General features: G+C 70.6%; 10 protein-coding genes. All 10 read left to right on the top strand.

Annotation, left to right across the window (positions count from 1 at the left end; genetic code table 11):
• Positions 1 to 83 precede the first annotated feature (83 nt).
• The 10 genes from manD (at position 84) to FPZ12_RS43885 (ending at position 12,811) form a co-directional block, all read left to right on the top strand.
• Positions 84 to 1,292, top strand: coding sequence for a D-mannonate dehydratase ManD (gene manD / locus FPZ12_RS43930; protein WP_144759973.1), 1,209 nt, complete (start codon positions 84 to 86; stop codon positions 1,290 to 1,292).
• Complete coding sequence (locus tag FPZ12_RS43925) at positions 1,289 to 2,704, top strand: mannitol dehydrogenase family protein (protein WP_243770342.1); 1,416 nt, start codon at positions 1,289 to 1,291, stop codon at positions 2,702 to 2,704. The genes manD and FPZ12_RS43925 overlap by 4 nt, the downstream gene beginning before the upstream one ends.
• A gap of 33 nt (positions 2,705 to 2,737) precedes the next feature.
• Complete coding sequence (locus FPZ12_RS43920) at positions 2,738 to 4,096, top strand: MFS transporter (RefSeq protein ID WP_144759967.1); 1,359 nt, start codon at positions 2,738 to 2,740, stop codon at positions 4,094 to 4,096.
• Positions 4,093 to 5,118, top strand: a complete 1,026-nt coding sequence (locus tag FPZ12_RS43915) for an L-idonate 5-dehydrogenase (RefSeq protein WP_144759964.1) — start codon at positions 4,093 to 4,095, stop codon at positions 5,116 to 5,118. The genes FPZ12_RS43920 and FPZ12_RS43915 overlap by 4 nt, the downstream gene beginning before the upstream one ends.
• On the top strand, positions 5,115 to 6,071 hold the full coding sequence (locus tag FPZ12_RS43910; RefSeq protein ID WP_144759961.1) for a sugar kinase: 957 nt from the start codon (positions 5,115 to 5,117) through the stop codon (positions 6,069 to 6,071). Before FPZ12_RS43915 ends, FPZ12_RS43910 begins: the two co-directional genes overlap by 4 nt.
• Positions 6,068 to 6,685: a bifunctional 4-hydroxy-2-oxoglutarate aldolase/2-dehydro-3-deoxy-phosphogluconate aldolase gene (locus tag FPZ12_RS43905; protein WP_144759958.1), complete on the top strand. Its 618-nt coding sequence runs from the start codon at positions 6,068 to 6,070 to the stop codon at positions 6,683 to 6,685. Before FPZ12_RS43910 ends, FPZ12_RS43905 begins: the two co-directional genes overlap by 4 nt.
• A 105-nt stretch (positions 6,686 to 6,790) precedes the next feature.
• Positions 6,791 to 8,410 (top strand): sigma-54-dependent Fis family transcriptional regulator, encoded by a 1,620-nt coding sequence (locus FPZ12_RS43900; protein ID WP_144759955.1) that lies wholly within the window; start codon positions 6,791 to 6,793, stop codon positions 8,408 to 8,410.
• Positions 8,411 to 8,492: 82 nt separating this feature from the next.
• Positions 8,493 to 9,992, top strand: coding sequence for an aldehyde dehydrogenase family protein (locus tag FPZ12_RS43895; protein WP_144759952.1), 1,500 nt, complete (start codon positions 8,493 to 8,495; stop codon positions 9,990 to 9,992).
• An 11-nt stretch (positions 9,993 to 10,003) separates the two neighbouring features.
• Complete coding sequence (locus FPZ12_RS43890; protein WP_144759949.1) at positions 10,004 to 11,116, top strand: NDMA-dependent alcohol dehydrogenase; 1,113 nt, start codon at positions 10,004 to 10,006, stop codon at positions 11,114 to 11,116.
• Positions 11,117 to 11,170: 54 nt separating this feature from the next.
• Positions 11,171 to 12,811 carry an AMP-binding protein gene (locus FPZ12_RS43885; RefSeq protein ID WP_150980789.1) on the top strand — a complete coding sequence of 547 codons (1,641 nt, stop codon included), beginning with the start codon at positions 11,171 to 11,173 and terminating at the stop codon, positions 12,809 to 12,811.
• The last annotated feature ends 408 nt before the right edge of the window (positions 12,812 to 13,219 follow it).

Below are 13,219 nucleotides of genomic sequence, written 5' to 3'. Positions count from 1 at the left end.
CCCCCACCTTGACGGCCCAGCAGCACGGATGCTTGTATACCAGTACTGCTACACCAGCTGGCCTCCCCGAAGGAGCGGAAACCGTGAGCAAGATCGAGCGGGCCGAGGTCCTCGTCGCCTCGCCGGGCCGGACCTTCGTCACCCTGCGCCTGACGACCTCCGACGGCGTGACCGGGCTCGGCGACGCCACCCTCAACGGGCGCGAGCTCGCGGTCGCCTCCTACCTCCGCGACCACCTCGTCCCCCTCCTCATCGGCCGCGACCCGGCGCGCATCGAGGACATCTGGCAGTACCTGTACCGCGGCGCGTACTGGCGCCGCGGGCCCGTGACGATGACGGCGATCGCCGCCGTGGACACCGCGCTCTGGGACATCAAGGGCAAGGTCGCGGCCCTGCCGGTGTACCAGCTCCTCGGCGGCCGCTCCCGCGACGGCGTCCTCGTCTACTCTCACGCCAGCGGCACCGACGTCCCCTCGCTCCTCGACGACGTCGCCCGCTTCCGCGAAGAGGGCTACCAGGCCATCCGCGCGCAGGCGGCCGTGCCGGGTATCGGCGGGAGCTACGGGGTACGCAAGGGCGCGGTCTACGAACCCGCCGCCACGGCGCTCCCGGACGAACAACCCTGGTCCACCGAGGCGTACCTCGACTTCGCGCCGACCTACCTCGAGGCCGTGCGCGAGCAGTTCGGGTTCGGTTTCCACCTCCTGCACGACGTCCACCACCGCCTCACGCCGATCGAAGCCGCGCGCTTCGGCAAGCGCGTCGAGGACTGCCGGCTGTTCTGGATGGAGGACCCGACCCCGGTCGAGAACCAGGAGTCCTTCCGCCTCATCCGCCAGCACACCACCACGCCGCTCGCGGTCGGCGAGGTGCTTTCGTCCATTTGGGACGTGCAGTACCTGATCACCGAGCAGCTCATCGACTACGTCCGCACCTCGGTCGTGCACGCGGGCGGTATCACGCACCTGCGCCGCATCTTCGACCTCGCGGCGCTCTACCAGGTGCGGACCGGCTCCCACGGCGCGACCGACCTTTCGCCGGTCACCCTCGCCGCCGCGGTGCACCTGGACCTCGCGGTGCCGAACTTCGGCATCCAGGAGTACATGCCGCACGTGCCCGAGACGATGGAGGTGTTCTCGAGCGGCGTCACGTTCGAGGGCGGAATGCTGAACCCGGGTGAAGCGCCCGGCCTGGGTGTCGAGTACGACGATCGGGCCGCCGAGCGCTTTCCTTACCAGCAAAGGTATCTTCCGGTGGCGCGGCGCCTCGACGGATCGGTGCACGACTGGTGAACAAGCTCGACCGCTCCACAGTGGACACCCTCCCCGCCGAGTCCCGGCCGCTGGTGGACCCACGCTCGCTGCAACCGCGAATCGTCCACTTCGGACTGGGCGCATTCCATCGGGCGCACCAAGCCGTGTACACCGAAGCAGCCGCGGCGCGCTCCGGTCAGCCTTGGGGCATCGTCGCGGTCGCGCCACGCTCCGCGGACACGGTGGCGCTCGCCCGCTCGCAAGACGGGCTTTTCTCCGTGACAGACAGGGGTTCCGGCCGCACCCGCGTAGTCGCGGCGCTGACCGACGCGCTTCACCTCCGTGACGACGCCGCACCGCTCGACGCCCTGCTGGCATCACCCGAGATCACCACGGTCACCCTCACCATCACGGAAAAGGGCTACACCCGAAACCCCGCCACCGGGCACCTCGACACCGAGACCCCCGCCGTCGCGGCGGATCTCGCGGGCAACGGTCCACAACAGACGGTCATCGGCAGGATCGCGACCTCGCTCGCCACGCGCTTCCGCGGCACCGGCGCGCCGGTCAACCTCGTCTCGTGCGACAACGCCGCCGGGAACGGCCCGATGCTCGCGACGCTGGTGCGGGACTTCGTGACGGCCTCGCCTTGGCCGGACAAGGAAAAGCTGCTCGACTGGCTCGGCATCGCGGTCGCGTTCCCCTCGACCGTCGTCGACCGGATCGTTCCGGCCACCACCCCGGCGGACATCGAGGCCGCCGCGAACGCGCTCGGTGTCCGGGACGGGATGCCCGTCGCCGGTGAGTCCTTCCGCGAGTGGGTGCTGGAGGACCGGTTCGCGGCAGACCGCCCGGCGTGGGAGCTCGACGGGGCCTTGCTGGTGCCCGACGCGGCGCCGTATCAGCTCAGGAAACTGAGGCTGCTCAACGGTTCCCACTCCGCGCTGGCGTATCTCGGGCTCGCCACCGGATGCGTGACGATCGACGACGCGCTGCGCACCGGCTGGGGCGAAAGCCTGGTCCGGCGGCTCGGCGCGGAGATCACGCCGACGCTCCCGGAGGCGGGCCTCGATCTCCCCGGCTACGTGGACGCGCTCGTCGGCAGGTTCGCCGACCCCGGGATCGGGCACAGGCTGAGCCAGATCGGCTCGGACGGTTCGCTCAAGATCCCCGAGCGCTGGTTCGACCCACTCCGCACGCTGGAAAGCGCCCCCACGCTGGAACTCGCGCTGGCCGGCTGGGTGAACGCCACCGACCCGGCGCACGACTTCGGCACCACCGACCCGGCGGCCGCCGCGCTCGCGGAGTGCTGGCGCGACGCCACCCCCCGCACCGTCGTCGCCCGCCTGCTCACCACTGTCGGCGCCGAGGACCTGGCCGCGGACGAACGGCTCGTTGCCGCCGTGGCCGGGCGGCTTCCGGCGGTGCGCGCGGGCCGCGTCGAATGGTGAAACCCCCTTACCCGTGAGGCAAAGGAGCACACGATGACCGACCGCACCGCCGCGGTGCCCGACGGGGCCGTGCAGCGGACGACGGGCGACCTGACCCGCGCCGCGGTGTCCGGCTGGCTCGGCACGGCGATGGAGTTCATGGACTTCCAGCTGTACTCGCTGGCCGCCGCCATCGTCTTCAACAAGATCTTCTTTCCCGACGTCTCGCCCGCCATCGGGCTGATCGCCGCGATGGCCACCTACGGCGTCGGCTACGTCGCGCGGCTCGCCGGGGCTGTCTACTTCGGACGGATGGGCGACCGGATCGGCCGAAAGAAGGTGCTGTTCCTGACGATCAGCCTGATGGGCGTGTCCACCACGCTGATCGGCGTACTGCCGCCGTACCACCTGATCGGGATCGCGGCGCCGATGCTGCTGGTGGTGCTGCGGCTGGCGCAGGGGTTCGGCGCGGGCGCGGAGATCGCGGGCGCCACGGTGATGCTCGCCGAGTACGCGCCGGTCAAACGACGCGGGTTCATCGCCTCGCTGACCTCGCTCGGCACCAACTCGGGCACGCTCGCCGCTTCCGGGCTGTGGGCGGTGCTGATCTCGGTCCTGTCCGAGCAGCAGCTGCTCAGCTGGGGCTGGCGGTTGCCGTTCCTGCTGAGCCTGGTCCTGCTCGTGCTGGGCCTGTGGATGCGGTCGAACCTCAGGGAAAGCCCGGTGTTCGAGGAGCGGCCGGACGTGGTGAACGGCGTCGCGTTGTCCCGCGAGGAGATCGACGGCTCGCTGGAGGAAGGGCTCAAACAGCGCAAGGGCAAGGCTTTCCTGCTGGCGCTCGGGCTGCGGTTCGGCCAGGCGGGCAACTCCGGTCTGGTGCAGACGTTCCTCGTCGGCTACATCGCGACGAACCTGCTGGTGGCGAAGTCGGTGCCGACGACCGCGATCGTCTACGGCTCGGTGCTCGGGTTCGCGACCGTGCCGGTGGTCGGCCACCTCGGCGACCGGTTCGGCCGCCGTCCGCTCTACCTCGCGCTGACCGCGCTGACGATCGTGCTCGCGGTGCCGATGATGGCCACGATCGCGTCCGGGCACACCGCCGCGCTGGTCGTCGCGATGGTGGTGGGGCTGAACATTTCGGTGCTGGGCCTGTTCTCGCTGGAGAGCGTGACGATGGCCGAGCTGTTCGGCGCGCGCACGCGGTTCACGCAGCTCGCGGTCGCGAAGGAGATCGGCGGGATGCTCGCCACCGCGATCGGCCCGGTGCTCGCCGCGACGCTGACCGCGGTGACCGGGCACTGGTGGCCGATCGCGGCGATGCTCATCGCTTATTCGCTGATCACGCTCGTTTCGGCCTACTTTTCGCCGGAGACCCGCGGCCGTGATCTGGTCCGGTTGGAGGATGCCGCGTGAAGGCAGTGGTGGTGCACGGCGCCGGGGACGTGCGGATCGACGAGCGGCCGGATCCGGTGCCCGGCCCGGGTGAGGTGCTCGTCGCGATGGAGTGGGGCGGGATCTGCGGCTCCGACGTTTCCTACTGGCGGCACGGCGGTTCGGGCACGGCCGTGCTGAAGGATCCCTTGGTGCTGGGGCACGAAGTCGCGGGCACGGTCGCGGCGCTCGGGAAGGGAGTGGCCGGGATCGACCCCGGCACGCCGGTCACGGTGCATCCCGCCGAACCGGAGGGCGAGCTGCCCGAGCGCCTCGCGGGCCGCACCAACCTCGCGCCGCGCGTCCGGTACTTCGGGTCCGCGGCCTTCCACCCGCACACCGAGGGCGGGTTCAGCGAGTTCCGCGTCGTGCGCGCGGAACAGCTGCGCGTGCTGCCCGAGGGCGTGAGTACCCGTGACGGCGCGCTGGCGGAGCCCCTTGGGGTCGCGCTGCATGCGGTCGGCCGGGCCGGAAACGTTGCGGGACGGACGATTCTCGTCAACGGGGCGGGTCCGATCGGGTCCCTCGTCGTGGCCGCGGCGAAGTACCGGGGCGCGGCGAAGGTGATCGCGGCGGACGTGGCGGCGCCCGTGCTGGACATCGCCCGCCGCATGGGGGCCGACGAAACCCGCGACCTTTCGGCCGGGGACAACCTGCCCGAGGACGTCGAGCTGGTCTTCGAAGCGTCGGGCGCGCCGGCCGCGCTGGGGCCGGTGCTGCACGCCGTCGCGCGCGGCGGAACCCTTGTGCAGGTGGGAAATCTGCCCGGCGAACCCGCCCCGGCGCGGCTCGGTGACCTCGTGACGCGCGAGATCACCTGGATCGGCTCGTACCGGTTCGCCGACGAGATCAGCGACGCGCTCGTGGCCCTGCGCGAGGGGCTGGACGTCAGCCCCCTCATCACGCACACGTTCGACCTGGCGGACGCGGGCGCGGCGCTGGAGGTGGCGGCGGATCGCGCCGGGGGGAGCGGGAAAGTGCTGCTGCGCTTGGGTGCGCGATGAAGCCCGTCGTGACGCTGGGCGAGACGATGGCGCTGCTCAGCACGCCGCCGTGGGGCCGGGTGACCGCCGGCGCGGCGCTGCCGGCCGGCATCGGGGGAGCGGAGTCCAACGTGGCCATCGGGCTGGCGAGGCTCGGCGTGGAATCGTGCTGGCTGAGCCGGGTCGGCGACGACGCGCTGGGCGACTTCGTGACGCGGGAGATCCGCGCCGAGGGCGTGCGTGTACTGGCCGAACGTGACCCGGACGCGCCGACCGGGTTGATGCTCAAGGAAATGCGGGCCGGGAAGCCTCGCCGGGTGCGCTATTACCGTCGTGGCAGCGCCTTCTCGAAGATGTCCACTGTGGACGAATCGGTGATCACCTCGGCCGGGCTGGTCCATCTAACCGGGATCACGCCCGCGCTGGGCCGGGGGCCGGCGAAGCTGGTGGAGCACGTGATGGAACTGGCCCACGGCGCGAGCGTGCCCGTGTCGTTCGACGTGAACCACCGCGCCACGCTGTGGGACGCGGAGGAAGCCGCGCCTGTCCTGGCCCGGCTGGTGGCCGCCGCGGACATCGTGTTCGCCGGTCCGGAGGAGGCGGCGCTGGTGCTCAGCCGAGAACCCGGCGGAGATGACTTCGCGGCAGGGGAGGAGCTCGCGCGGGCGCTCGCCGCGACGGGCCCGCGCACGGTGGTCGTGAAGCTGGGCGCGCTCGGCGCGCTTTCCTTGTGTAACGGCGAAATCCATCGCGGGCGGGCGTCGGCGGTGGACGTCGTCGACCCCGTCGGAGCCGGGGACGCGTTCGTCGCCGGGTACTTGAGCGGGGTGGTCGCGGGCGCGTCCGTGCCGGAATCGGTGCGCCTCGGCAACGCGGCGGGCGCCGCCGTTTGTGCGATGCCGGGGGACTGGGAAGGCTTTCCCGTCAAGGAAGAACTCGGGCCCGTGACGGGCGAGGGGGAGGTGCTCCGATGAGCCTGCTGGCGAAATGCCCGGTGATTCCCGTGGTGGTGCTGGACGATCCCAGCCAGGCGCGGCCGCTCGGCCAGGCGTTGCTGGACGGCGGGATCGACGTCGTCGAGGTCACCCTGCGCACCAGCGCCGGGCTGCCCGGGATCACGGCGATGGCGGACCTGCCCGGACTCACCGTGGGCGCCGGTTCGGTACTCCTGCCCGAGCAGGTGGGGCAGGTGGCGGACGCGGGTGCGCGGTTCGTCGTCAGCCCCGGCGTTTCGACCGAGGTGGTCACCCGCGCGCAGGCGCTCGGCCTGCCCGCGTTGCCCGGCGTGGCGACGGCTTCGGACCTGATGACGGCGACCGCGCTCGGCCTGACGGAGGTCAAGTTCTTCCCGGCCGGGCTGCTCGGCGGGCCGGCGGCGATCAAGGCACTCGCGGCGCCGTTCGGCGGGATGACGTTCCTGCCCTCGGGTGGGGTGAGCGCGGCGAACATGGCGGATTACCTTGCCCTGCCTGCGGTTCCGGCCGTCAGCGGCACCTGGATGGCCGGCCCGGAACTGCTCCGCGAAGGACGGTGGGCGGAGATAACCTCACTGTCGGCGGCCGCCCTCCGGACCACACGGACTGTATAACGCCCTATACGGCGCGGCATCGCCCGTTCGGCGGCCGGTGGTCGACCGGGGCGGTTAACCGTTGCTAACGTGGACGGCCCTGACGGTCTTGCCAAAGGAGGCGGGATGCGGGCCGAACCCGGTGAGCTGCGCCCGGAGATCGCGCTGTCGTGGCGGCGCGCCGAGCTGTCCGGGCTCAGCCCGCACAGCTCCGTGGACACCCTCACGGTCGCCGACATCGACCGCCGCAGCCGGCTCGTCGTGGCCGCGGAACCGGTGCTGGACCAGGCGACCCGCGAGCTCGCCGGTACGGCGTTCAGCCTCATCCTCGCCGACCGGGACGCGTGGATCGTCGACCGGCGCTTCGCCGAGCTGGGGCTGGAGTCCACGATGGACCGGCTCGGGGTGGTGCCGGGCACCAGGTTCACCGAGGAGAACACCGGCACGAACTCGATCGCCACGGTCTTCGAGCTGCGCCAGGGCCTGTCCGTGCACGGCGCCGAGCACTTCATCGACTGCTTCAAGAACTTCGCCTGCTACGGCCATCCGATCACGCATCCGGTGACGCGGCGGCTGGAGGGCGTCCTCGACATCACCTGCCCGGCCGCGCACGCGAACCCGCTGCTCGGCCCGTTCCTGCGCCGCGCGGTTTCGGACATCGAGCAGCGCCTGCTGGAGGGTTCACGTGCGGCCCAGCAGCGGATGCTCGCGGTCTACCAGTCCGCCGCGCTCAACAGGCTGCGCCCGGTGCTCGTCCTCGGTGACGACGTGGTGCTCGCCAACGCCGCGGCCACCGACCTGCTCGACGCGGCTGACCACGCGATCCTGCGCGGCCTGGCGATGGACGCGCCGTTCGGGGTGCGCCAGGCGCGGGACGTGCGCCTGACCTCGGGCCGCGTCGTGGATGTGGCGTTCGAGCGCATCACGGGCGCGTCGGGGGTGCTGGTCGAACTCGCGCCACCGGACGTCCAGCCGATCCCGCGGCGCGTGACGCCACGCCCGCCCCAGCGGGATTTCGCGACCTACCGTGCACAACGGACACACGTGCTGATCAGCGGCGAACCGGGCACGGGGCGGTCCACCGCCGCGCGTGAGCTGGCGGGGGAGTCGGCCCTGGCGGTGCTGGACGCGGTCGACGCCGGGCACTGGGTGTCCACATTGGACCAGCTGGTGGCGTCGCACGCGGGGCTGCTGGTGATCGAGAACATCGCCTTGCTGACGCCGGAGGCGGCCGCCAGGGTCGGCGCGATCATGGACGGCGGCGCCTGCTGGGTCGCGCTCACCGGGCCGCCTGCCGCCGATCTCCAGGGGCCCGCGGCCGATCTGGCGAGCCGCTGCATGGCGCGCCGGGAACTCCCGCCGCTGCGCACGCGCCGCGAGGAGCTGCCCGCGCTGGTGCACGAGATGCTGACCGAACTCGGCGTGGCCGCGTCGCTCCGGCTCGCGCCGAGCACGCTCGAAGTCCTGGCCGCCCAGCCGTGGCCGGGGAACCTCCGCGAACTCGCGACGCTGATCCGCCACATCGCGGCGACGCGGTCCGCGGGCGATGTCCTGCCGCGCGATCTTCCCGAGGCGTACCAGGGAAGTCCGAAAGCACGGCGGCTCACCCCGATCGAGCAGCTGGAGCACGACGCGATCACCGCCGCGCTGCGCGACTGCGGCGGCAACAAGGCGCACGCGGCGAAACAGCTGGGGATCAGCCGGTCCACTCTCCACCGTCGCGTGCGGAGCCTCGGGCTGAGCTGACCCGCGCTGTGTCAACTTGACACGGTTAGCGCGCTGTCGTCCACGTCACCATTACCGCCATGTCCACGACGAGGAGGTTGGTGTGACAGCGGTAGCGGAGCAGGCGGTGCGGCAGCCGGTGCGGGAGTTCGTGTCCGGGACCAAACAGCTGCTGATCGGCGGGCAGTGGGTGGACGCGGCCTCGGGCCGGACGTTCGCCACGTTCGATCCCGCCACAGGGGAGAAGATCACCGAGGTGGCGCACGGCGCCGCGGCGGACGTCGACCGGGCGGTGGCCGCCGCGCGGCGCGCGTTCGAGGACGGTCCGTGGGCGCGTGCCACCCCGTCCGAACGGCAGCGGCTGATCTGGCGGATCGGGGATCTGCTGCTGGAGCGGGCCGAGCAGTTCGCGCAGCTGGAGGCGCTCGACAACGGTAAATCCGTGGCCGTCGCCCAGGGCGTCGACGTCGCGTGGGCGGCGGACATCTTCCACTACTACGCGGGGTGGGCCACCAAGATCGAGGGCCGCACGATCACGCCTTCGGTGCCGTGGATCCCGGGCAGCCAGTGGCACGCCTACACGCTGCGGGAGCCGGTCGGGGTGTGCGGGCAGATCATCCCGTGGAACTTCCCGCTGGTGATGGCCGCGTTCAAGCTCGCGCCGGCGCTGGCGGCCGGGAACACGGTGGTGCTCAAGCCCGCCGAGCAGACCCCGCTCACCGCGTTGCTGCTGGGGGAGTTGTGCTGCGAAGCCGGTTTCCCGGACGGCGTGGTCAACATCCTCACCGGCTACGGCGACGCGGGCGCCGCGCTGGCCGCGCACGACGACGTGGACAAGATCGCGTTCACCGGGTCCACCGAGGTGGGCAAGAAGATCGTCGACGCGGCCAAGGGCAACCTGAAGAAGGTGTCGCTGGAGCTGGGCGGCAAGAGCCCCAACATCGTGTTCGCCGACGCGGACCTCGAAGCCGCGATCCCGGGCTCGGCCAACGCGTGGCTGTTCAACCACGGCCAGTGTTGCGTCGCCGGCACGCGGTTGTACGTCGAGGAGTCCATTTTCGACGAGTTCACCCGGGGCGTCGCGGAGTTCGCGAGCAAGGTGAAGATCGGCCCGGGGCTCGACCCGGCCACCGAACTCGGCCCGCTGGTGTCGCAAGAACAGCTGGACCGCGTGACGAGCTACCTGCGGCAGGGCATCGCCGACGGCGCCAGGGCGCTGACCGGCGGCGGCCGCCACGGCGACTCCGGGTACTACGTCGAGCCGACGGTCCTGGTCGACGTGCGCGAGGACATGAGCGTCGTGCGGGAGGAGATCTTCGGGCCCGTCGTCGCCGCGATCCCGTTCTCCGGCGAGGACGCCCTCGCCGCGGCCGCGAACAACTCCGAATACGGCCTGGCCGCGGGGATCTGGACCCGCGACATCTCCAAGGCACACCGGGTCGCGAAGAAGATCAAGGCCGGGTCGGTGTGGGTCAACTGCTACAACGGCTTCGACACGGCGATTCCCTTCGGCGGCTACAAGCAGTCCGGCTGGGGCCGTGAGCTCGGCGCCGAAGCCCTCGATCTCTACACCCAGACCAAAGCCGTCAACGTCGCGCTCTGAGGAGGATCGCCATGAAGGTCAAGGCCGCCGTACTCACCGATTTCAAGACCCCGTTCGAACTGACCGAACTGGACCTGGACGGGCCCCGCGAGGGCGAGGTCCTCATCCGCTACGTCGCCGCCGGGCTGTGCCACTCCGACCTGCACCTGAGCGACGGTGACCTGCCGCCGCGGTTCCCGATCGTCGGCGGGCACGAGGGCGCCGGCGTGATCGAGGAGGTCGGGCCCGGGGTCACGAAGGTCGCGCCGGGCGACCACGTGGTCTGCTCGTTCATCCCGAACTGCGGCACCTGCCGCTACTGCGCCACCGGGCACCAGAGCCTGTGCGATATGGGCGCGACGATCCTGGAGGGCAGCTTCCCGGACGGCAGTTTCCGGTTCCACTCCGGCGGAACCGACTACGGGCAGATGTGCATGCTCGGCACTTTCGCCGAGTACGCCACGATTTCGCAGCATTCGGTCGTCAAGGTCGAGAAGCACGTGCCGCTGGAAACGGCGGTGCTCGTCGGCTGCGGGGTGCCCACGGGCTGGGGTACCGCGGTCTACGCCGGGGATGTGCGGCCCGGGGAAACCGTGGTGGTGTATGGGATCGGCGGGATCGGCATCAACTCGGTGCAGGGCGCGGCGCACGCCGGCGCGAAGAACGTCGTGGTCGTCGACCCGCTGGCGTTCAAACGGGACACCGCGCTCAAACTCGGTGCCACGCATGCCTTCGCGACGGCGGCGGAAGCGCAGGAGGTGGTCACGGAGCTGACCCGCGGGCAGGGCGCGGACAAGGCGCTCGTGACCGTCGGCGTGGTCGACGAGGACGTGATCTCGGCGGCGTTCGACGCGATCGGCAAGGGCGGAATGGTCGTGGTGACCGGGCTCGCGGACCCGGCGAAGGCGACGATCCACGTCTCCGGCGCGGTGCTGACGCTGTGGGAGAAGACGATCAAGGGCAGCCTGTTCGGCTCGGGCAACCCGCAGCGCGACATCCTCAAGATGCTGGACCTGTACGAGGAAGGGACGCTGAAGCTCGACGAGCTCGTGACGAACCGCTATCGGCTGGAGGACGTGAACCAGGGTTACGAGGATCTGGTGGCGGGCAAGAACATCCGCGGCGTGGTGGTGCACGGGCAGTGATCCGCTCCCGGCCGGGCGGCAGCCGCCGCCCGGCCGGTTTCCAGGAGGAGGAACGTGAGGGAACCGAGCTACGCGTCGGGCGCTTCGGACGTCCCGTTGCTGGGTGACACGATCGGTGGCGACTTCGCCCGCACCGTCGCGGCTTTCGGCGACCGGGACGCGTTGGTGGAGTGCGCGTCGGGTCGTCGTTGGACGTATGCGGAGCTGTCCGAGGTGGTGGACGAGCTGGCGCTGGGGTTGCTGGAGCTGGGGATCGGCAAGGGCGACCGGGTGGGGATCTGGGCGCCGAACTGTGCGGAGTGGACGTTCACGCAGTACGCGACCGCCCGGATCGGGGCGATCCTGGTGAACATCAACCCGTCGTACCGGTCGCATGAGCTGGAGTTCGTGCTGAACCAGGCGGGGATCCGGTTGCTGGTGTCGGCGGAGAGCTTCAAGACTTCGGATTACGCCGGGATGATCGAGGAGGTGCGGCCGCGCTGCCCGCGTCTGGAGCAGGTGGCGTTGATCGGTGGGCCGGTGTGGAATTCGTTGCTGGAGAACGGAAAGGCCGCCGACCGGGCGGTGCTGGACGAGATCGTGTTGTCGGCGGATGACGCGATCAACATCCAGTACACCTCCGGCACGACGGGGTTCCCGAAGGGCGCGACCCTGTCGCACCACAACATTCTGAACAACGGGTTCTTCGTCGGGGAGCTGTGTCATTACACGGAGGCGGACCGGATCTGCATCCCGGTGCCCTTCTACCACTGTTTCGGCATGGTGATGGGCAATCTGGCGGCGACCAGCCACGGGTCGTGCATGGTGATCCCCGCGCCGGGCTTCGATGCGGGGGCGACGTTGGAGGCGGTGGCGACGGAGCGGTGCACGTCGTTGTACGGGGTGCCGACGATGTTCATCGCCGAGTTGTCGCATCCGGGGTTCGAGGGTTATGACTTGTCGTCGTTGCGGACGGGGATCATGGCCGGGTCGCCGTGTCCGGTGGAGGTGATGAAGCAGGTCATCGAGCGGATGGGCATGGCCGAGGTCTCGATCTGCTACGGGATGACGGAGACGTCGCCGGTGTCCACCCAGACCCGCGCGGACGACAGCATCGAGCGCCGGGTGTCGACGGTGGGGCGGGTGATGCCGCATCTGGAAGTCAAGGTGGTCGACCCGGAGACCGGCCTGACCGCGCCCCGCGGCGAGCCCGGAGAACTGTGTACGCGCGGGTATTCGGTGATGCTCGGGTATTGGGAGCAGCCGGACAAGACCGCCGAGGCGATCGACCGGGCCCGCTGGATGCACACCGGGGATTTGGCGGTGATGGATGCCGAGGGGTACGTGAACATCACCGGCCGGATCAAGGACATGGTGATCCGGGGTGGGGAGAACGTGTATCCGCGGGAGATCGAGGAGTTCCTCTACACCCACCCCGACATCCTCGACGCTCAGGTGATCGGCGTGCCGGATGAGCGGTACGGGGAAGAGTTGATGGCGTGGATCCGGATGCGGGAAGGGAAAACCCCGTTGACGGCGGAGGCGGTGCGGGAGTTCTGCACCGGGAAGCTGGCCCACTACAAGATCCCGCGCTACGTCCACATCGTCGACGAATTCCCGATGACCGTGACCGGAAAGATCCGCAAAGTGGAGATGCGACAGCAGGCCGTTTCCTTGCTGGGCTTGGAGGCCGCTTCGGCGACCGTGCACGCTTGAGGCCGGGTGGGCGTTTTTCGGGCGCGGGCGGGGATTTGCTGCATGGCCGAAGCCACGCGCGATCGGCGGACTCGCTCGTGCGGGTGGCGGACTCGCTCGCATGGGCGGTGGACCCGCTGGCGGGGGTGGTGGATTCGGGAGCGTGGGTGGCGAACTTGTGCGCGCCACCGGCGGACATGCTTGCGTGGGTGGTGGACTCGCTCGCGCGATCGGCGGACTCGCTTGCGCCACCGGCGAACTTGCGCGGGCCCAGGCGAACTCGCTCGCATGGGTGCGGCCCACTCGCTCGCGCGGGCGGTGAACGCGGTCGCGCCCCGGCCGGGATCTGGCAGGCCCGTGATCACCTAGCTCGCCCCGCCGCTTGTCGCCTCACCACGACCACCTGTCCGCCGCTGCCCGGCATCGCCT

Source organism: Amycolatopsis acidicola (assembly GCF_007713735.2).
In the GTDB taxonomy this organism is placed as follows: Bacteria; Actinomycetota; Actinomycetes; order Mycobacteriales; family Pseudonocardiaceae; genus Amycolatopsis_E; species Amycolatopsis_E acidicola.
This window is presented reverse-complemented; position numbering and strand designations above follow the sequence as displayed.

What these genes read in the sequence shown, in the direction of transcription:
- FPZ12_RS43920 (WP_144759967.1), top strand. Translation starts at nt 2,738, where the DNA reads ATGACCGACCGCACCGCCGCGGTGCCCGACGGGGCCGTGCAGCGGACG.
- FPZ12_RS43910 (WP_144759961.1), top strand. Translation starts at nt 5,115, where the DNA reads ATGAAGCCCGTCGTGACGCTGGGCGAGACGATGGCGCTGCTCAGCACG.
- FPZ12_RS43905 (WP_144759958.1), top strand. Translation starts at nt 6,068, where the DNA reads ATGAGCCTGCTGGCGAAATGCCCGGTGATTCCCGTGGTGGTGCTGGAC.
- FPZ12_RS43900 (WP_144759955.1), top strand. Translation starts at nt 6,791, where the DNA reads ATGCGGGCCGAACCCGGTGAGCTGCGCCCGGAGATCGCGCTGTCGTGG.
- FPZ12_RS43890 (WP_144759949.1), top strand. Translation starts at nt 10,004, where the DNA reads ATGAAGGTCAAGGCCGCCGTACTCACCGATTTCAAGACCCCGTTCGAA.